The following is a 20,005-nucleotide window of genomic DNA, read 5'->3' as shown; positions in this document are numbered from 1 at the left end:
AGTGACCTGGCGGCGCGCCGCGAATGGCGCTTCAGGCGTCGCCCGACCCGCGGCCTGGATCGGCGCAAGGCATCTTGCGATAGATGGTGTTGCGCGACACGCCCAACGCCCGCGCCGCAGCCGAAACGTTGCCGCCATGGCGCGCCAGCGTGGCCGCAATGGTCGAAGCCGTCACGTCTTCTAGGCGTGCGTCCTCCAGCACCGAAACGTCCGCAAACGCGGGCGCCGCGGCCAAAGCGTGCGGCTCGCCGCGGCAGCGCAAATCGTCGAAGAAGTCATCGGGCAGATGCTCGCGGCGAATCTGGCCGTCGTCGTCGACCATGGCGGCGGCCGTGCGCAGCAGGTTGCCGAGTTGCCGGAAGTTGCCCGGCCACGCACAGCGCTCGAACAGCGCCATTACGTCCGGCGCGACGCTGAGCGGCAGCCGGTTCGTACGTCCGTGCGATTCGCGGTGCAGGAGCTTCTGGATCACGACCGCGAGATCCGTGCGGTCGCGCAGCGGCGGCAAGCGGACCACGAGGCCATTAAGCCGGTAATACAGGTCCTCGCGAAAGCGGTTCTGCGCGATCATCTCGCGCAAATCGCGGTGCGTGGCGCAAATGATCGCGACATCGACGGGTATGGTCTTCGTCGAGCCGAGCGGATTGACCATGCGCTCCTGCAGCACGCGCAAGAGGCGCACTTGCAGTGGGTACGGCATGTCGCCGATCTCGTCGAGAAACAGCGTGCCGCCATTCGCCTGCAACAGCTTGCCCGCCGAGCCCTTGCGCCGCGCGCCGGTAAACGCGCCCTCCTCGTAGCCGAACAGCTCCGATTCGATCAGCGATTCCGGAATCGACGCACAATTCACGGCCACGAACGGCCGGTCGCGGCGAGGCGAGTCGTTGTGAATGGCCTGCGCGAGCAACTCCTTGCCCGTGCCGGTTTCGCCGGTGACGAGAACCGGAATGTCCTTGCCGATCACCTTGCGCACCTTCGCGATCACGAGCGCCACCTGCGGGTCGCCCGTGTCGAGGTAGCTCAGGCGCGAGAGCCCCATGGAAGGCGGCTGCACCATCGCGCAGGCAGATGGCTGCGAAAGCGCGTCGTGCACCACGACAGGCCGGGCGCCTTCGGCCAGCGTTGCGCGCCTGAACTGCACGCGCGCGCAAACCACCGCCCCGTTGACCAGATTGAGCATGAGGTGCGGCTCCAGGCCCGAGCGCATCCGGTCGATCAGTTGCGCGCTCGTGGTCTGGAACAGCGACGACAACGTATGGGCCCGCAGTGCGGCGAGCGAGAGTCCGAGCTGAAACTGCGCGCTGCGGTTGGCCGAAAGAAAACGCCCGTCGCTCGTGAACGCGATGATGCCCTCCATGAGCGTGCCGAGAAATTCCGGGCGGCCATGAAACGAGACCTGCAGCGTCTCCTGAAAAGTCGTCGCAAATAAGTGATTCTCAATCATCTGCACGGACATGCGTGCAAGCGCCATGGTGTGCTGGTGATAGCTGCGATGGTCACCCGTTACGTCGAGCACGCCGATCACGTCGCCGTACGGGTCGAAGATCGGCACGCTCGAGCAGGTGAGGAAACGGTTCGCCGCGAGGTAATGCTGATCGCCATGCACGACCATGGCACAGCGCTCGGCGAGCGCGGTGCCGATTGCGTTGGTGCCCTGGCGGTCCTCGGCCCAGTTGGCGCCGGGCCGCAGCGCGACCTTCTCGGCGCGCTGGAGAAAATCGTCGTCGCCGATCGAATGCAGGATCAGGCCTTCTGCATTGGTCAGCACGATCATGCTTTGCGTGTTGACGATCTGCTCGTGCAGCGTTTCCATCACGGGCGTGGCGTGCATGCACAGCACGCGGTTCTGCTCGCGCTTCAACTCGAGCCCCGCGCCTGAAAGCACGTCGTAATCGGGTCTCGCCGTTGCGCGCAGACCGAATGTCTCCGATCGTTCGTGCGCCTTCTGAATCGATGGCGCGGGCCAGCCATTGCACACCGGGACCGCTTGCCCCGCGGCCATATGAACGTCGTCGCGCATACTCTCCTCCACGATTGGCCGGTACCTTGCCGGACACTTCAGTATTTCTCGGTGTCCTCTATTAGCAAGCTCCGGGCCATCCGGCCATCGAATCGAGCTGGCCGGTTTGCGCCGAACGCGCACGCGACGCGCAACACGCTGTGTAAGCGAACCGTATGCAAAGCTGCCTGCGTCGATCAAAACGCGTGGCGCAGCGATTCGCCATCCTGTGTATTACCGCAAATGGTCCGCGTGGAGGAATGCGGACTCACCCCGATGCGCGCATCAGTCGCGGCGTTCAATCCCAGGCGTAATGAAGGCCCACCCAAAAACCGCGCGGTGCGCCTGGTCCGACGAATTGCTCGTTCACGGGGTTCGCGCCATCGAACGTGTGGCCGGAGCCGTTGAAGAAGTTCTGACCCAGCACGCCGAAGCTCGCGTAGCGCTTGTCGAACAGGTTCGTCACGCTCGCGTAGATCTCCAGCCGTTTCGTGACGCGATAGCGCGTGTCGAGATCCACGAGCAGATAACCCGCGATTTTTCCATTGGAATCCTGATTGTTTTCGTCGCCTTGCGCATACACGCCGCTGCGCCACGTGATGTTGGTGCCGATGTTCCATTGTGCCGTGGCCGCGTAGTCGAGCCGCAGCTTGACGGCATGCGCCGGAATGCCTGGCACATGGTCGCCAGGCCGCACCGTCACGACGCCGTTCGCATCCGCCGACGAGTTCGCGGGGCTTTGCTCGGTCCATGTCGAGCGGTAGGTCGCATCCACATAGCTGTAGTTCAGTCCAATGCCAACGGGGCCGAACGTCGTGTGCCCCGCCAGTTCGACACCCTGGCGGCGGGTTTTGCCGACGTTCTGAAAATAGCCCTGCGTGCTGCCTGCTGCGCTCACGAACTCGATGTCGTTGGAAAGCGTGGTGCTGAATGCGGCGGCGCTCCACGTGGTCTGCGCACCGATACGACCGCGCGCACCTGCCTCGAACGTCTTCGAGACCACGGGCTGCAGCGCCGGATCGGCCACGAAGTCGTTCGGCAACGAGCACGGCGCGGCGGGGTCCGCGCACGCAAGCTCGATTGCGGTGGGTGCGCGCATGCCTTCGTTATAGGTCGCGTAGAAGGTAACGGTGGGCAGCGGATTCCAGTTGAGCCCCACGGCCGGATTGAAGCGCGAGAACGTGTGGTAACCGTCGAGCAGCGGTTGCACGCCGCTTTCGTCGGCAATGCGCGCGCTCGCCCAGTCGTAGCGTCCTGAAAGCGTGAGCGTCCATTGCGGCGTGAACGTGAGCGTCTCATTCAGATAGACGCCATAGTTCGCGTTGCGCGTTTTCGCATCGGTTTGCTGAACGAAATTGCCGATGCCGACTGTCGCGCGGTCGGGGGTGAAAGAGGCGTCCTGCGAAGACGAGACGTAATGCGAGTTCGCGAAATCCGCCGCTACGCCGGCAACGAGCTGGCTTCCCATGCCGCCCAGCTTGCCGAGCAGCGTGAGCTGCAGGCTCGCGCCGAAGCTGTCGGTCGTGACAACGGAGTCGACGTTCGTGCCCTCCAGCGTGTCGACGTTTCCGTCCTGGTCGATCGAGCCGTAGTCGGTGTTGTTGTTGCTGCTCACGTTTTCGTTGCGCAGATGCCGATAGTAGGCATTGCCGCTCAACTCCACATTGTCGTTGAAGAAGTGCTCGCCCGAGAGCGTGAGGTAGCCCACGCTGTTGCGGTTCAGGTCCGGAAATGTATAGGCCTGCCTCGGGTTGTCGAGAAACGAGCGCGGAATGGTCTGGCTGCCGTACAACTGGTTGTCCGCGCCGCCGCCCGAAATCGACAGCGTCGTATCGTCATCGGTGTAACGCAACTTGCCGAATGCCTGGCGCACGCGGCTCGCATTATGCTCGGCCCAGCCATTGTCGTTCGTTACATTCGCGTTCGCGTAGTAGTCGATGTGCTGCCCGAGCGTGCCGCCCTGCTCGAACTGCGCGCTCTTGCGCCCCCATGAGCCGCCCGAGAAGTCGATGTCGCCGCCGGGACTCGTGCGCCCGTTCTTCGTCGTAATCGCTATCGCTCCACCCAGCGTGTTCAGACCGTAGACAGGATTCGAGCCTGGAATGAGCTGGATCTTGTCGATCGCGCCGGTCGGTATCAGGTCCCAGTTCACGACGTCGCCAAACGGCTCGTTCACGCGCACGCCGTCGACGAACACCGACAATCCCTGAGGGGTGCCGAGCACCGGCGAAGCCGTGAAGCCGCGATAGGTCAGGTTCATCTGGAAGGGATTGCCCTGGGCATCGGTCACGCTCACACCTGGCAGATTCGCGGCGAGAAAGTCGGTCAGCGTTTCGCGGTGCTGTACCGCGATGTCCTGCGCACTCACGGTCTGCACATTGGCCGGCACCTTTGCGAGCGGCGTGCCGATGCCGAGCAGCGGCGTTGTGCCGACCACCACGACCGCGGGCAGCAGGGTCGGGCTCGACGTTGCGCTCGCCGCGTTTTCATCCGCGCTTATATTCCCTGCGTTCTGCGCTTGCGCGCCGGCAAGCCCAGGCGTACCGAGTGCGACGCTCAACCCAAGCGCCGCATACGTGCGCCTCGCGCTGCCTCGGCTCACGCCCGCCACCTTCTCTGGGATCAACTTTCGTCTCCATCTGTTTTCTGCGCTCAGACCCGCTCAACGCCGAAGCGCCGGGTACAGACCGATGCGCACACAACCGTCTCCTCTTTGCCGGAATCTAGCCAGGAACGTGCCAGCCCGGTTGCAGGCAGCCTTCTCCGTGCTGCGCTTGTGCCTCGGCACGCGCGCTACCGTGCAGCGCCCGCTGCCGCGAATGCCCCACTGTCACGTTCGCCAACACTTTTCGCCTCGGCCTGTACCGGAATGCAACACATCGGCCCCATGCGGGGCACCTCGCCGGCGCGCCGGTCAACGGGCTGGATCGCCTTGTGCGCAACGCTTCGCGGCGAATGGCATACGACTTGCAAGAACGGCTGCGCACCCGGACCGGCCTCATCCCTCGCTCATCCAGCCTGACCGCTTCCCGGCCGTGCATCGACAAATATTCAGGAGACGAAGATGAATAGACGCTCGGCTGCGGCAAGCCGGCTTGCGACCTGCGCAATGGCCATCGCGGCGGCGATGTCCCTGAACGCGGGCCCAGTGGACGCCGCCTCGGACTATCCGCCCGTGACCTATGACCGCCTGACCCGCGCGCAAAGCGATCCAGGCTGGCTCACGTACTACCGCAGCTACAACGGCCAGTCGCATTCGCCGCTCAAGCAAATCGACGCGTCGAACGTCGGCGAGTTAAAACAGGCGTGGAGCTACCAGTTTCCCGCCGAGTTGAAGCAGGGCTTCGAGGCGACGCCGATCATCAATGGCGACTATCTATTCGTCAGCACGCCGAAAGATAACGTCTACGCATTCGACGCGAAGACAGGCACGCAACTCTGGAAATACGAGCCGAAGCTGGGCGCCGAATCGTTCAAGACGGCGTGCTGCGACGTGGTGAACCGCGGCGTGGCGCTCTACGGGAAGAACGTCTATATCGCCATGCTAAGCGGCGAAATCGCCGCGCTCGACGCGAAGACCGGCAATGTGGTCTGGAAAAAGCAGATGTTCGAACCGGGCCTTGGCTACGCGTTCTCGCTCGCGCCGCTCGCACTCGACGGCTCGATTGTCGTAGGCACCTCGGGCGGCGAGTACGGCATACGCGGCTACATCGCTGCGTTGAACCCCGACGACGGCGCGATCGTGTGGAAGCGCTACACCATTCCGGACTCCGGCGAAAAAGGCTCGGAGACCTGGCCCGACGGCATGCAGGCGCACGGCGGCGGCGCCGCGTGGCTCACCGGCACCTACGACGCCGCGAGCCGCACGCTCTACTGGGGCGTGGGCAACCCCGGCCCGTGGCTCGCCGCGCTGCGCCCCGGCGATAATCTGTACTCCGATTCGCTTCTCGCGCTCGACCCGAAGAACGGCAAGCTCAAATGGCATTACCAGTACACGAGCAACGACACGTGGGACTATGACGGCGTCAATACGCCGATCCTCGCGAACATCCAGTACAAGGGCAAGGATTACGACGCCATCATTCACGCAGACCGCAACGGCTTCTTCCACGCAATCGACCGGCAAACGGGCAAGCTGATCTACGCGGAGCCGTTCGTCAAGGCGACCTCGGTAACAGGCTACACGGACGAAGGCAGGCCGGTACAGGACCCGTCGAAGTATCCGAAAGCCGGCACGACCATCGACACTTGCCCGAGCTTTCTGGGCGGCAAGAACTGGTGGTCGGTGTCCTACGATCCGGATCGGCACATTGCCGTGGTGCCCGCGCTGCATGCGTGCATGAGCCTCTCGGGCAAATCCGTGAGCTACATGGAAGGCTTGCCCTATCTCGGCGAAGGCTTCGAAATCAAGCCCGAACCGGGCAGTGAAGGTTATGGCGAGTTGCAGGCCATCGACGTGAACACCGGCAAGAAGCTCTGGGGCCACTGGAGCAAGATGCCCTGGAACGGCGGCGTGGCGACGACGGCGAGCGGTCTCGCGTTCAGCGGCTCGCTCGACGGCCATCTCTACGCGTTCGACGTCGCCACCGGCAAGGTGCTCTGGGAAAGCCCGCAACTTGCGAGCGGCATCATTGCGCAGCCTTCCGTGTTCGAAGTCGACGGCAAGGAATACGTAGCCGTGCTCGCCGGCTACGGCGGCGCCAATCCGATCTGGGGCGGCCCGATGGCCGATGTGGCGAAAGATGTCCCGCGCGGCGGCACGCTCTACGTGTTCGCACTCGAGCGCGGCTGACCCGACGCGGAACTACGCTCCCGCTTTTCGCCGCACGCGCAAGCCACCCGCGCGTGCGTGCGGCCCCGACTTCACTGGAACGCACGATCATGAACATCCGGATCACCTATCTCGCCGTGGCCGCCGCGCTCGCGGCAGGCGGCGCGCACACCGGCGCGCATGCGGCGGCGAACGCTGTGCGTGTTTGCACGCTGCCGGGCAGCCCCACCGCTGCGCTCGACCAGGCCGTCGCGCGCGCCGTGCTGAAAACCGCCGGCGTGACCGCAACGTTCGTCACGCGCGGCATCGACGACGACGGCGGCGACGACGGCATCTCGGCACATGAGCTAGCCAGCGCGCTGGGCCGCGACTGCGACCTCGTTGCCGGTTTCCCGCGCTCGAGCGTCGCCGACGCATCGGGCTCGCAGATGATCTTTTCGCAAGGCTATCTGCGCTCGGGCTATGTGAGCGTCACGTTACGCCACCCGCCCGCCGCAGCGGCGGCTGCCGACAGCAAGGAGACGGTCGCCGCGACCTGGTCCAGCCCGTCGCAGCTCATCGCCGTGCAGCAGAAGAACGCGCGCTTCGACCTGGAAAATACCTCCGAACTGACGGTCGATGCGGTCGCAAAAGGACGCGCACAGCGCGCAATCGTCTGGTATCCGGCAGTCGTGGCTTACGAGCATGCGCATCCGCAGCAGCAATTCGCGGTTGCGGCGACAGCCTCGCCGTACGCCGACTGGCATCTCGTGTTCGCATCGGGCTCCGGCATGCGAGCGCTGCAAACACGCATAGACGATGCGCTCGCGCGCATGAACGGCGACGGCCGCCTCGCCGCACTCACGCGCGGCTGGACACTGCCGGAAGGCGCTGCTAGCGAGGCGCATTCGAATGCGGCCTCGCTCGACGGCACGAAGGCGTCGTATCGGCGTGCCGCCATGCACACGGCTGGCGCTTTCATCAAGGTCTCGGCAACCACTGGCGGCAACGCGCCCGAATTCGACCACGAGCAGGTCGAGCACGGCCAACATATTTATTCGGAATCCTGTGCAAAGTGTCACGGCGCGCAACTCGAAGGCATTACCGCGCCCGCGCTGAGCGGCCCGGCCTTCGCCCCGACGGCGAATTCGCATCTGACGATAGGCGGCATTTACCAGTACATGTCGACCAACATGCCAGCCGACCGCCCGGGCAAGATGACCGATCAGGAATACGCAGATTTGATGGCCTACCTGCTCTACACGAACGGCTACGACGCAGGCAACACGAAGCTCACCTCCGAAACCGCGCAATCGTCGACCACCCCGCTCAACGCCGGCCCGCGCCACTAACCCCACTCAGGAAACTAGCATGATCACCCGTAATCGCAGACTCTTCATCCTTCACGCCGCCGGTCTTTGCGCAGCGCTCGCGACGGCCGGGCGCGCACTCGCCGCACCGGCACTCGTCGACGAGAACGACACCACCGCGAAGTCGCTAGGCTATCGCGCGAAGGCCAGCAGCGTCGACGCCGGCAAGTTCCCGAAGTACGCTGCGGGCCAGCGCTGCGCGAGTTGTCGCTTCTATGCGGGCGCGGCGGGCGATGCCGCAGGCGCGTGCCCGATGTTCCCCGGCAAGGCGGTTGCCGCCGATGGCTGGTGCAACGTCTACGCCCAGCGCGCCTGAGTGCGCCTGAGTGCGCCTGAGTGCGCCTGAGTGCGCCTTGAGTGTGCCCGCTACGTGCCCTCACAGCGTCATGCCGCCATCGATCGTGAAGGTCGATCCCGTCATGTAGCCGGGCTCCTTGCGCGCAAGCCACGCAACGAGTCCGGCGATCTCGTCCGGGTCCGCCGCGCGCTTGAGCGCAATGGGCGGCTTGATTGCCTCGATGTGCCCGGCGGTCATGTCCGTGACCGTGGGGCCCGTCTGAATTTAACGACAATCGGCCGTGGACACCGGCCAACGAATCGTCCAGAATCGCCCAATTCACGACTTTCGCGGCCAGCCTCCGTTCGCACCATGAAAATCGCGGCGCTTTCCGACATTCACGGCAATCTGCCCGCTCTCGAAGCGGTGCTCGACGATATCGAGCGGCAACGGGCAGATGTCATCGTCAATCTTGGCGATATTCTTTCTGGCCCACTTTATCCATCGCAAACGGCGGACCGGTTGATGCAGCTTGGCTTGCCCACGATTCGCGGCAACCATGAAAGACAGTTGCTCGACCCGGATTGCACGCGCATGGGGCCTTCGGACCGTTTCGCGCGCGAGGCGCTTAGTGAAGCACACCTGGCGTGGGTCGGCGCATTACCTGCCACGCTATGGCTCGAAAGCGACGTGCTGCTCGTGCACGGCACACCGCAGGACGACCTCTCCTATTTCCTCGAAACCGTCACGGCAGACGGATGCCGAACCGCAACGCATGGCGAAGTCAGACGCCGCGCAGCCGAAGTCGAGGCAACGTTGATTCTGTGTGGCCATACGCACCTCGCCCGCTCGATGCAACTCGCGGACGGCCGCTTCATCGTGAACCCGGGCAGCGTGGGCCTACCCGCGTACGAGGACAGACACCCCTTCCCGCATCGCATGGAAACGGGTACGCCGCATGCCCGCTACGCGAGCGTCACGAGAAGCCCGCGCGGCTGGGAGGTGGAGTTTCGCGCCGTGGAATACGACTGGCACGCGGCCGCCGAACTCGCTGCCGCCAATGGACGACCCGACTGGGAAACGGCGCTGCGCACCGGCTATTGCTGATAGCGCCCGTGCGCAGCGCCGCGTATCGGCGTGCTACACCGTCACCACGATCTTGCCGAACTGCCCGTTGGTTTCGAGGTAGCGGTGCGCATCCACCATGTCTTCGAACGTAAAGGTACGGTCGATCACGGGCTTGAGCGCGCCGCTCTCAAGTCCCTTGAGCACGTATTCCACCGCGGCCTTGCGGCGCTCGGCGTCGCCGCTCGTGAGCCAGATGTTGTGGGCCTTCACGCTAATGACCTTCGCGATCATCTCCAGCACGGGTAGCGTCGTGGCGCGTTCATCGAGCGCGCCGTAGAGATACGCGATCCCTTGAAATGACAGCGCCGAGATGAGCTTCGCGAAGTTCGGACCACCAACCGGATCGAACGCGACGCGCGCCCCTTTTCCGCCGGTGATGCGCATAATCTCGTCAACCAGGTCCGTCTCGTCGGTCACGACCACGTGCGCCGCGCCCGCATCGAGCAATTGCTGTTTCTTGCTCGCGCTGCGTGTGAGCGCAATCGAAGTCGCGCCCGCGTAGTTGGCCATCTGGATCGCCGCGAGTCCGACACTGCTCGACGCAGCAGGCACGACAACATAGTCGCCCGCGCCCACCTTCGCGTCTTCGATCAGCGCGCCGTAGGCGGTGACATACATCATCCATACCGACGCGGCCTGCGCGAACGAAAGCGATTCAGGATGCCTGACGACCGCATAGTCCGGCACGACGATGCTTTCTCCGTACGTGTGATACTGATTCATCGAGAACGACGGGATCACATTGACCTTGTCTCCCGATGCGAAGCCCACTACGCCTTCGCCCACGGCGTCGACCATGCCGGCCGCTTCGTACCCGAGCCCTGCCGGAAAGCGCACAGGTTCGATGTACTGATCGTTTCGCCACATCGATTCCGCGCGATTCAGGCCGATGGCCTTCACCGTGATGCGAACCTCGCCAGGGCCGGGGGCGCGCACCGATTCGTCCACGAATTGCAGCACTTCCGGGCCGCCTGCTTCTGCAAACCTGATAGTCCGTGACATGATCAACTCCTGCTTCGATAGATGATGGAGCAATGAACGTCTCACAAGGCCGCTGCGGCCTGCGAGTTCGACTGATGAACGGGGCGCTTTTCGTCGCCGTGTGATCGACAATTTAGCGAGCCGCGACGCAAAGTAAAAAGACTTTCTGGGAAGGGGGGCATGCCTTGCGGGCATGGCAGGGAGGCTCACGCGTGCCGTGGCGGCTTGCGCGGCCTGTGGATCAAGGAAGGATGAGTTCGTCGAGCCGTGAAAGAAATAGCCGCAACGTGGGCGAAGCGTTGGCGCGACTGTACCCCACCACGAGGTCGACCGTCGGCGCCTCGCCCTCCAGCGGACGGCTCACAACAGACCATGGCAGCAGGTTGTTTGCATACTCCGGCATGAGCGCCAGGCCGCGCGTGGAAGCCACGAGCGACATGGCCATGGCAAGGTTGTCCACGCGGTGCTCGGTGGCCACCTCCACGCCCTGCGCCTGCAGATAGCCCACGATCACCTCGTGCAGCACACGCGCCTTGTTGGACGCCATGACGAACGGCTCGCCCGCAATGTCCTGCGCACAGATGGCGGATTTCGCCGTGAGCGGGTGATCGCTCGGCATCAGCACGACGAGCCGCTCGCGGTTCACCACGCGGTATTCGAGGTCGTAGCCGGGCTCCGCGCGCAGAAAGCCAAGATCGAGCTTGCCGCGCGCGAGCGCGTCGGCGACGTCCGGCGAGTAGTAACTCGAGACGGTCACGTCGATATTGGGCAACTCGTCGCGCAGCACGCTCATCGCGCGCGGCAGCCAGGTCATTTCCTGGCCTGTGAGGAAGCCCAGCGCGAACACCTTGCGCTCGGGCAGCGCCGCGCGGCGCGCAGCCTCGGCAGCAGCGTCCACCTGCGCCAGCGCGAGCCGTGCATGGTCGAGAAAGGCCTTGCCAGCGGCGGTTAGCTCCACGCCCCGCGCGCTGCGGATGAACAGCGCCACGCCGACCTGGTCCTCCAGATCGCGAATCTGCCGGCTCAGCGACGGCTGCGACGTGAATAACCGCTGCTCCGCGGCCACGGTCAGGCTGCCGGTTTCGGCCACGGCCACGAAGTACCGCAGATGCCGCAGTTCCATCGCTCTCTCCAGTCTGGCCCATGCCTCGCAGGTATGCCGGCAAGCCTACAAAGTCTTTTTCCGCCGCGCAAGCACCCTCTAGAGTTCCGCACATGGCTGCACGCACGGCGGGCATCGAGCAAGACTCGCCGCGCGCTCACAGTCTCGGCCGCCCGAAAGCCATCGCTCGCGGGTATGGCTTCAACCGTCGATCAGGAAATACGCCATGTCTCAGCTCACCGGCAAGACCGCGCTCGTTACGGGCGCCTCGCGCGGCATCGGCCGCGCCATCGCACTCTCGCTCGCCAGCGCAGGCGCGCAGGTGCTCGTGCACTACGGCAGCGCCGAGGATGCCGCCGACGCAGTCGTCGCCGAAATTCGCGCAGCGGGCGGCAAGGCCCAGAAGGTGGGCGCGAACCTGCGCGACGCCGACGGTCCGCATCAACTGGCCAAGCGCGTGCGGGCAATCGTCGGCGACCGGCTCGATATTCTCGTTGCCAACGCCGGCATCTCGAAGTCGGCGCCGCTCGAAGGCACGACTGTCGAAGAGTTCGACGACCTGTTCGCCGTGAACGTGCGCGCGCCGTACTTTCTGGTTCAGCAACTCCTGCCCACCATGTGCAAGGGCAGCAGCATCGTGCTGCTTTCCTCGCTCGCCGCGCGCGCGGCCGTTGGCGCGATTTCCGCCTATGCGGCGAGCAAGGGCGCGGTGGATACGCTCGTCGCCCACTTCGCTTCGGCGCTCGGGCCGCGCGGCATCCGCGTGAACGCCGTCGCGCCGGGCGTGGTGGCCACCGACATGTCGACCTTCACGAAAACCGAAGCGGGCCGCGCGACGGCGCTGGGTATGCAAGCGTTCAAGCGCATCGCGCAGCCGGAGGACATTGCCGAAGCCGTCACGTTCCTCGCCTCCGACGCGGCCCGCTGGATCACCGGCGACACGCTGCGCGTGGACGGCGGATCGAAGCTTTGAGACGTCGCTCGAACTTGAGCGCACCCAACAACACGAAACAATAAGGCATCCAAAATGAATGCGAACAACCTCAAACTGTTCTCACCTGCGAAAGTGGGCCCGGTGGAACTCGATCACCGCGTCGTACTGGCGCCGATGACGCGCCTACGCGCCGAACCCGACCACACCCCGAGCGCGATGATGGTGGACTACTACCGCCAGCGCGCCTCGGCGGGCGGCTTGCTGATCACGGAAAGCGCGCATCCATCCTACGACAGCCGCGGCTATATCGGCGCGCCTGGCATCTATACCGATGCGCACGTCGAAGCCTGGCGGAGAATCACGCGAGCCGTGCATGCCGAAGGCGGCAGCATCTTCATGCAGATCGCCCACGACGGCCGCCAGTCGCACGTGGACCTGAGCTGGGGCAACGCGCCGGTCGCGCCTTCCGTGGTCCCGTACGAGACCACGGTGCTCACCCAGAACGGCTGGGTGCCGAACTCGCCGCACCGCGCGCTTGCGCTCGCCGAAATTCCCGCGTTGGTCGAGTCGTTCCGCCGCGCCGCCGTGCGCGCGAAAGAAGCCGGGTTCGACGGCGTCGAACTGCACAACGCGAACGGCTATCTCGCCGACACCTTCCTCCAGGACGGCACCAACAAGCGCAGCGACGCCTACGGCGGCACCGTCGAAAAGCGCGCCCGCTTCTCGCTGGAGGTGGTCGATGCGTTCGCCTCCGTGTGGGGCGCTGACCGCGTAGGCGTGCGCGTGTCGCCGAGCGGCCGCTGGGGCGCGATAACGGACAGCGATCCGCAAGCCACGTTTGGCTACTTTGCCGACCGTCTCGACGCATATGGGCTAGCCTACCTGCACGTGATCGAGCCGCGCGTCATGGGTACCGAAACGCTGGTGGAAGGAGAAGCGCCCGTGGCTTCGGCGTTCCTGCGCCGGCACTTTTCCGGCCCGATCATCGCCGCGGGCGGCTTCGACCGGGCAGGCGCCGAACAGATCCTGCAACGCGGCGACGCCGACCTCGTGGCTTTCGGCCGCTGGTTTTCCTCGAATCCCGACCTGCCTGAACGCCTTCGCCACGGCCACCCGCTCACGCCGTACCGCCGTGATGCGTTCTGGGGCGGCACCGAACGCGACTACAGCGACTTCGGGACGTACGAAGAAGCGCACACCGCAGCTGACTGAATTCGCTGAGCACTCGCAGAACCCCCGCCTTACCCGCATACATTCACTGGAGCACTACCATGAGCACCCAACCTGTCGTTTTGATTACCGGCGCGTTGAGCGGTATCGGCCGCGCCACCGCTCTCGCTTACGCGCGCGACAAGGCAAGCGTAGTCGTTGCCGGCCGCCGCGACGAGCCTGGCCGCGCACTGGCGGAGGAACTTCGCGAACTCGGTGCGCAAGCCGAATACGTCCATGCCGACATCAGCAAGGAAGATGACGTGCGCGCGCTGGTCGAGCGCACGATCGAACGTTTCGGGCGCATCGATATTGCGGTCAACTCAGCGGGCGTGGAAGGCGAGGCGGGTCCCGTCACCGAGCAAACGCCTGAGCGCTACGCGGCCGTGTTCGATGCGAACGTGCTCGGCACGCTGCTCGCAATGAAACACGAACTGCGCGCCATGACGGCGCAGGGCGGCGGCAGCATCGTCAACGTTTCGTCGACCATGGGCTCGCGTGGCGCGCCCAATGCGGCGCTGTACGTGGCGAGCAAGCATGCGGTGGAGGGCCTCACAAAGTCGGCTGCACTCGAAGCGGCGCCGTTCGGCGTGCGCGTGAACGCCGTGGCGCCCGGCCCCGTGCAGACCGCCATGCTCGACCGCTTCATGCCCGACCCGGCGCGCAAAGCGGCCGCGCTCGCGGGCGTGCCGCTCAAGCGCGCGGGCAACCCCGAGGAGATTGCCGACGCGATCCGCTTTGTCGGCTCCGACGAGGCCAGCTTCATGACGGGCGAAATCCTGCGCGTGAACGGCGGCCGGACCGCGGCGTGATTTTCATTGCGCCGCCGCGCTCAACCTCCTCGCTATCAACGTGAACGCCCCTAAGGTGATTGCCATGTCCACGCCTCGTTTCGATGAACTTCCCCCCGCACTCAGAACCGTGCAAACCCGCCCGCTCTTCGTGATGCGGCTCGACGTCAAGCCGATAGAGATCATCGGCCAGACCGGGGGCGCGCTGCGCCGTGTCGGCATCGTGCCGTCCGGTACGTTTGCAGGCGAACGCCTTTCGGGCGTCGTGCTCGATGGCGGCAGCGACTGGCAGACCGTACGCGGTGACGGCAGCACGACGCTCGATGTGCGGCTGCTCCTGCGCACCGACGACGGTACGAAGCTGCTGATGTCGTATCGCGGCGTGCGTCATGGCGAGCCGGAAGTCTTGCAGCGGTTGGATCGGGGGGAAGCCGTTGACCCTGCCAGCTATTACTTTCGGACCAATCCTGTTTTCGAAGCGCCCGCAGGTCAGTACGAGTGGCTCAATCGCGTCATTGCTGTTGGCACGGGGCACCGTTTTCCGGGGGGGCCGGTTTATAGCGTTTTCGAGGTGCTTTGAGTTTTGTGCTTCGCCGGGACCCCGCCTTACGGGACCGCGCCGATATGCGGCTGCAGCGCCTTGAGCCAGCACGCCACCACCACCGCCCCGCCATCGGGTCTGCCGATCGCGCGCGCGCCCAGATAGCTCGCCCGGCCCGCGCGCGGCGTCATTCGCTCGGTGCCTTTCGCCCCCGTCTCCGCGGCGCTCACCGCCTGCGCCCACGCTTCGGCCACCGGGCACGCCGAATTCAGGGCGTTTTCCAGCGCATCGGCAGCGGGCACGAGTGCATCGAGCATCGTGCGGTCGCCCGGCTTCGCGCCGCCCAGTTCGCTGATCGCCTCGGCCGCGCCGTGCATGGCGGCCGCCCAATCCAGCGCACCGGGCTGTACTGTCTCGCCAAGCGTGCGCGAAGCGCGCAGTAGCGCTGTTGCATAGAACGGCCCGGAACTGCCCGCTATTGCGCGGCGCAATGCCGTGCTGAGCGCGGCGAGCGCGCTGCCCGGCGAACCAAGCGCGCCTTGCGGCACAGCGAGCACGGCCTGCGCGGCACGATGCATGCTCGCGCCCAGATCGCCGTCGCCGGCGCGGGAATCGAGGTCCGTGAACAGCGCTTCGTTCTCGATCAATGCGTGCGCAACGGCATCGAGCGCCGGTTTGAGACGCTGCGCCCATGCTTCGCTGGCGGCATCGGCGGGCGTTGCGCCCGACTCTGCGCGCGCTTGCGCTGCCGAAAACGCAGGCTCGATACGGATCAGCCGATTCACCGCGCCGACGCCGGGCCACGCGTGCGCTTCGGTGTCGGCGTCGAGCAATGCGAGTCTGGCGTCGTCGAGCCGAAGCACGGAGATCGAACATCCCGGCATATTGAGCGCCGAGAGAAACGTGCCGGTCCATGCGCGTTCGACCACCACATCACGTCGATTCAGGCTATCGAATGCATCGCGCATGATGATCGCCAGTTCCATCTCCGGGGTCGCGCCCAGCCCGTTCACGAGCAGCGCCACGCGCTCGCCGCTTTTCAACGCCAGGTCTTCGACGATGTTGGCGAGCAGCGTCTCCGTCAATTCGCCCGCTGTCATCGGCGTCGTGCGTTCCACGCCCTTCTCGCCGTGAATGCCCATGCCGAGTTCGATCTCGTCGTCGCCCAGCAGAAAGCCGGCTTTCTCGGCGCCAGGCAGCGTGCAGCCATCGAGCGCCACGCCCATCGTGCCGAGATTGGCGGCCGCGCTGCGGGCAATCGCGGCCACGAGTTCCAGCGCGTCGCCGCGCGCGGCCGCTGCGCCCGCGATCTTGTGCACTAGCACAGTCCCCGCAATGCCGCGCCGCTGATTGCGCTCCGTATGTCCGCGCAACGACACGTCGTCCGCCACGATGACGATTTCGACCGGAATGCCCTCGGCGCGCGCCAGTTCCGCCGCCAGACCGAAATTGAGCCGGTCGCCCGTGTAGTTCTTCACGACGAGCAGCGCGCCGTTCGGGCCAGCGCTCGCGCGGATCGCGGCGAGCACGGCGTCGGTCGAGGGCGATGTGAAGACTTCGCCGCACACCGCGGCGCTCAGCATGCCTTGCCCCACGTAGCCGCCATGCGCGGGCTCGTGGCCGCTACCGCCACCCGAGATCACCGCAACCTGGCGCGCAAGCGGGCCCGGCAGCGGATTGCGAACGAGGACGTTTTCGTCGCCAAGCACGGCGACATGCGGCGCAGTGCGCGCAATGCCTTCGAGCATCTCGCGCACCACAAACAACGGGTCGTTGACGAGCTTCTTCATGTGAGTCCCTCGAAAGAGTAACAGGGGCAGAAACAGCGCACCGCGCGATCCCTTCACGCCATGGGCGTATTGAAGCACGGGCGTCAAAACGCGCTCCGGATGTGTGCCCCGCCCGTCGTAAAAAATCCCGGCATGGCCCAGGCCGCCTAGGTAAAAACACCAATCAAAGCGGCACATCGAACACCCGTTATTCAGGCAGTAGCGTCCGATCACGGACTTGCCCGTGCCGTCGCCGTCTGCATGCCTGGAACGCCATGGCCCCTCTGCCCGCCTCCCGCGCTGATGCCGGTGCCTTCACCCGTAACCTGCCCATTCCCGCCGAGCAACGCGGCGCAAGGGGCGATGTGCCGAATCGCGTTGCATAGCGATGAACGTAGCTGAACTATCCGCATCCATACCACAGGCCCCCTCCCGCGCGCCCGGCAAAGGCGTCGCCGCTGCGCTGGCCGTTGCGCTGATCGTATGCGTGGCAATTGGCGCGACGCTGAGCGCGAACCTTTCGCGTGGAACGGCCGACTCGCGGCTGCGTCAGGAACTGAACATCACGTCGGAACTCGAAGCCCTCCTCACGCTGCATATCGCGGCGAATACCGACTTCCTCAAAGGCGTGGGCACGGCGGGCTACACGTCGCGCGCATGGCCGATCAAGCGGGCCGCCGTGGTGGCCGGCATTTACGACCGGCTCGAGCACGACTTTGCCGGCGCGCCGCGCAATGCGCGCACGATCCGCCAGTTGCGCCAGTTGAGCGCCGTCTGGCCCGAGCAGCTCGACGCGGCCGCGCGCAATATCGCGCTCGCCGACGCGGGGGCAAAGCTCGAGCCCGCCCTGATGCAGCGCGCGAACGAAACGCTCAGCTCCATCATGTCGCTCCTCACCGAGCTGCGCTCCGGGCAACGCGAGCAAATCAGGGTGGTGCAGTTCGGCGCGCAGGCACAGCTCGCGCGGCAAAAAATCTCGCTGATCGGCACCGCGACAGCCGGCGCGCTGCTGCTGCTCTTCACGCTATTCACGAGCCACCGCGCCGCGCTTTCCCGCAGCGCAGCGAAAATCGTGGCGTTCGAATCCGAACGGCGGTTTCGTGAGTACTTCGAACAGCATCCGGTCGCGATGCTCATTTTCGACGTTCGCTCCTATACGATCCTCACCGCGAACGCAGCGGCCCAGCGTCAATACGGCGCGAGCCTGCAGCAGCTCAAGGGCATGTCGATCGAGCAGCTTCGTCCGCCGACCGAAACCGAAGCGTTCCGCCGCGACCTGCACGGCTATGTCAATTCCGGCGCCCAAAGCGGCGCAGGCGGCGTGCGCCGGCATGTGCGCGTTGGCGGAGAAGTGATCCACGTCGATATCGCATGGCACATGCTGGACTATGCGGGCCACGATGCATGTTTCATCACGGCGCACGACGTCACGGCGCACGAGCAGGCGCGAGAGCATTTGCGCATTCGCAGCCGGGCGCTGGAGGCTTCGAGAAACGCCGTCATCATTTCGCAGAAGGCCGAGGGCGAGAGTATCGTCACCTACGCCAATGCTGCATTCGAGCGCATTACCGGCCGCGCCGTGGAGGAGGCGAAACGCGCCGAGCATTGGAGCATGCTCGATTGCGACGTATCGTCCCCCGATGCCGATACCATTCGGCGTGCCATGCAATCCGAGCGCGAAGCCGAAGGCCTGCTCAAGTGCTACAGGCCCGATGGTTCGCCCTACTGGATCGAGCTGCATGTCGCGCCCGTGCTCGACGAGCGCAATCGCCCCACCCATTGCGTGAGCGTGTTCAACGACGTTTCCGAGCGCATCCGCTATCAGGAGCAGTTGCGCCTGCAAGCCAACGAAGACTCGCTCACGCATCTGCCGAACCGGCTCGGCCTCAAGGCGCGTTTGCATGAGCTGGTCAGGACAGCGCTGCACGAGCAGCAGAAGTTTGCGCTGGTGTTCATCGACCTCGACAACTTCAAGGAGGTCAACGACTCGCTCGGCCATACCGCGGGCGACGAAGTGCTGTGCGAAGTGGCGCGCCGCCTGTCCGCCAATATTGCGCACGGCGAGATCGTCTCGCGATACGCAGGCGACGAGTTCGTCGCCGTGCTGTATGGGCGAGGCAACGCCGAGAACTTCGTCGCCGCCGCGTCGAGCATGCAGGAATCCTTGACACATGGTCTGCTGATCGGCAACAAGGTCATCGTGCCCCTGGCCTGTGTCGGCCTCGCCGTGTTCCCCGATCATTCAAGCGACCCGGACTCCCTGCTCAAGTACGCCGACTCCGCCATGTATCGCGCCAAGTCGATAGGGCCCGGCAGCATGCAGGTGTTCGACATGACCATCGCCAGGCAGAACCTGGAGCGGGCGAGCCTCGCGCAGGCGTTGCGCCTCGCCGTGGCGTCGCGCGCGTTTGCCGTTGCATGGCAGGCGAGAGTCAACCCGACGTCGGGCGAAACGATGGGTTTCGAGGCGCTCGTTCGCTGGCACGATCCGGAGCGCGGCCAGGTCGGCCCCGCGTTGTTCATCCCGCTTGCCGAAGAGAATGGCCTGATCGTGCAGATCGGCGAGTTCGTTTTCGACGAGGCGTGCCGCCAGGCCCGCGAGTGGGCGCGCCAGTACCCCGACATCGTTGTTTCGGTAAACGTATCGCCAGTCCAGTTCATGCGAGCGGACTTGCCCGCCATGATGGCGGAAACGCTCGCGCGCACAGGCGTGAGCCCGCGCAATATCGAACTGGAAATTACGGAGGGCGTGCTCATGGCGCCCCGCTCGCTCGCCACGCTGCGCGCGCTTCGCGAGATGGGGCTCTCGGTCGCGATCGACGACTTCGGTTCGGGTTATTCCAGTCTTGGGTACATTCGCAGCTTCATGCCCGATCGCCTCAAGCTCGACATGTCGTTCGTGAGAGGGATTGGCCACTCGCGCGCGGACGAGGTCATCGTGAAAGCGGTGCTCACCCTCGGCCATACGCTCGGCATGCGTGTAGTGGCCGAGGGCGTGGAGACGCCGCGGCAACTGGAATTCCTGATCGAAAACGGCTGCAACGAGGCGCAGGGCTACTTGTTTTCACGCCCGGTCGATGCCGCGAGCGCGCAGACCTACCTGGAAGCGAGCCATGCGGCCAGCGTTCACCCGCGCTAACCTGCTCAGGTGGCT

15 protein-coding genes are annotated in these 20,005 nt (G+C 65.1%); 9 read left to right on the top strand and 6 right to left on the bottom strand.

Annotated elements, in window-relative coordinates; all coding sequences use genetic code 11:
* Window positions 1-31 precede the first annotated feature (31 nt).
* Together U5A52_RS10875 and U5A52_RS10870 are read right to left on the bottom strand one after the other, a co-directional pair.
* Window positions 32-2,020 (bottom strand): sigma-54-dependent Fis family transcriptional regulator, encoded by a 1,989-nt coding sequence (locus U5A52_RS10875; RefSeq protein WP_321934751.1) that lies wholly within the window; start codon window positions 2,018-2,020, stop codon window positions 32-34.
* A 277-nt stretch (window positions 2,021-2,297) separates the two neighbouring features.
* Window positions 2,298-4,625: a TonB-dependent receptor gene (locus U5A52_RS10870; RefSeq protein WP_321934750.1), complete on the bottom strand. Its 2,328-nt coding sequence runs from the start codon at window positions 4,623-4,625 to the stop codon at window positions 2,298-2,300.
* A 438-nt stretch (window positions 4,626-5,063) separates the two neighbouring features.
* On the opposite strand from U5A52_RS10870, the gene U5A52_RS10865 reads away from it, so the two are divergent.
* The 3 genes from U5A52_RS10865 (at window position 5,064) to U5A52_RS10855 (ending at window position 8,435) form a co-directional block, all read left to right on the top strand.
* On the top strand, window positions 5,064-6,791 hold the full coding sequence (locus U5A52_RS10865; RefSeq protein WP_321934749.1) for a methanol/ethanol family PQQ-dependent dehydrogenase: 1,728 nt from the start codon (window positions 5,064-5,066) through the stop codon (window positions 6,789-6,791).
* An 89-nt stretch (window positions 6,792-6,880) separates the two neighbouring features.
* Entirely contained in the window at window positions 6,881-8,101 is a 1,221-nt protein-coding gene (locus U5A52_RS10860) for a c-type cytochrome (protein ID WP_321934748.1), read from the top strand.
* Window positions 8,102-8,120: 19 nt separating this feature from the next.
* Complete coding sequence (locus tag U5A52_RS10855; protein ID WP_321934747.1) at window positions 8,121-8,435, top strand: high-potential iron-sulfur protein; 315 nt, start codon at window positions 8,121-8,123, stop codon at window positions 8,433-8,435.
* 60 nt (window positions 8,436-8,495) lie between these two features.
* On the opposite strand, the gene U5A52_RS10850 is transcribed toward U5A52_RS10855, so the two are convergent.
* Window positions 8,496-8,681, bottom strand: coding sequence for an SDR family oxidoreductase (locus U5A52_RS10850; RefSeq protein ID WP_415764301.1), 186 nt, complete (start codon window positions 8,679-8,681; stop codon window positions 8,496-8,498).
* An 87-nt stretch (window positions 8,682-8,768) separates the two neighbouring features.
* On the opposite strand from U5A52_RS10850, the gene U5A52_RS10845 reads away from it, so the two are divergent.
* Window positions 8,769-9,503: a metallophosphoesterase family protein gene (locus U5A52_RS10845; protein ID WP_321934746.1), complete on the top strand. Its 735-nt coding sequence runs from the start codon at window positions 8,769-8,771 to the stop codon at window positions 9,501-9,503.
* 33 nt (window positions 9,504-9,536) lie between these two features.
* On the opposite strand, the gene U5A52_RS10840 is transcribed toward U5A52_RS10845, so the two are convergent.
* Together U5A52_RS10840 and U5A52_RS10835 are read right to left on the bottom strand one after the other, a co-directional pair.
* Complete coding sequence (locus U5A52_RS10840) at window positions 9,537-10,526, bottom strand: zinc-dependent alcohol dehydrogenase family protein (protein WP_321911950.1); 990 nt, start codon at window positions 10,524-10,526, stop codon at window positions 9,537-9,539.
* A gap of 220 nt (window positions 10,527-10,746) precedes the next feature.
* The gene (locus tag U5A52_RS10835) at window positions 10,747-11,628 is read right to left on the bottom strand and encodes a LysR family transcriptional regulator (RefSeq protein ID WP_321911952.1); all 882 of its coding nucleotides are present in this window, start codon (window positions 11,626-11,628) and stop codon (window positions 10,747-10,749) included.
* A gap of 205 nt (window positions 11,629-11,833) precedes the next feature.
* On the opposite strand from U5A52_RS10835, the gene U5A52_RS10830 reads away from it, so the two are divergent.
* The 4 genes from U5A52_RS10830 (at window position 11,834) to U5A52_RS10815 (ending at window position 15,121) form a co-directional block, all read left to right on the top strand.
* Window positions 11,834-12,580, top strand: a complete 747-nt coding sequence (locus tag U5A52_RS10830) for a glucose 1-dehydrogenase (protein ID WP_321934745.1) — start codon at window positions 11,834-11,836, stop codon at window positions 12,578-12,580.
* A 54-nt stretch (window positions 12,581-12,634) separates the two neighbouring features.
* Window positions 12,635-13,753, top strand: a complete 1,119-nt coding sequence (locus U5A52_RS10825; protein WP_321934744.1) for an alkene reductase — start codon at window positions 12,635-12,637, stop codon at window positions 13,751-13,753.
* A gap of 59 nt (window positions 13,754-13,812) precedes the next feature.
* Entirely contained in the window at window positions 13,813-14,562 is a 750-nt protein-coding gene (locus U5A52_RS10820; protein WP_321934743.1) for a glucose 1-dehydrogenase, read from the top strand.
* 64 nt (window positions 14,563-14,626) lie between these two features.
* On the top strand, window positions 14,627-15,121 hold the full coding sequence (locus U5A52_RS10815) for a DUF3237 domain-containing protein (RefSeq protein ID WP_321911960.1): 495 nt from the start codon (window positions 14,627-14,629) through the stop codon (window positions 15,119-15,121).
* A gap of 26 nt (window positions 15,122-15,147) precedes the next feature.
* Here the strand turns inward: U5A52_RS10815 and U5A52_RS10810 are convergent, their stop codons facing one another.
* Window positions 15,148-16,872 carry a dihydroxyacetone kinase family protein gene (locus U5A52_RS10810; RefSeq protein ID WP_321934742.1) on the bottom strand — a complete coding sequence of 575 codons (1,725 nt, stop codon included), beginning with the start codon at window positions 16,870-16,872 and terminating at the stop codon, window positions 15,148-15,150.
* Window positions 16,873-17,239: 367 nt separating this feature from the next.
* Between U5A52_RS10810 and U5A52_RS10805 the strand changes: the two genes are divergently transcribed.
* Window positions 17,240-19,990: a putative bifunctional diguanylate cyclase/phosphodiesterase gene (locus tag U5A52_RS10805; RefSeq protein WP_321934741.1), complete on the top strand. Its 2,751-nt coding sequence runs from the start codon at window positions 17,240-17,242 to the stop codon at window positions 19,988-19,990.
* The last annotated feature ends 15 nt before the right edge of the window (window positions 19,991-20,005 follow it).

The sequence above is a fragment of the Paraburkholderia sp. J8-2 genome (assembly GCF_905220195.1).
Classification (GTDB): Bacteria; Pseudomonadota; Gammaproteobacteria; order Burkholderiales; family Burkholderiaceae; genus Paraburkholderia.
The sequence above is the reverse complement of the archived record's forward strand: the minus strand, read 5'-3'. Positions and strand labels throughout refer to the sequence as shown.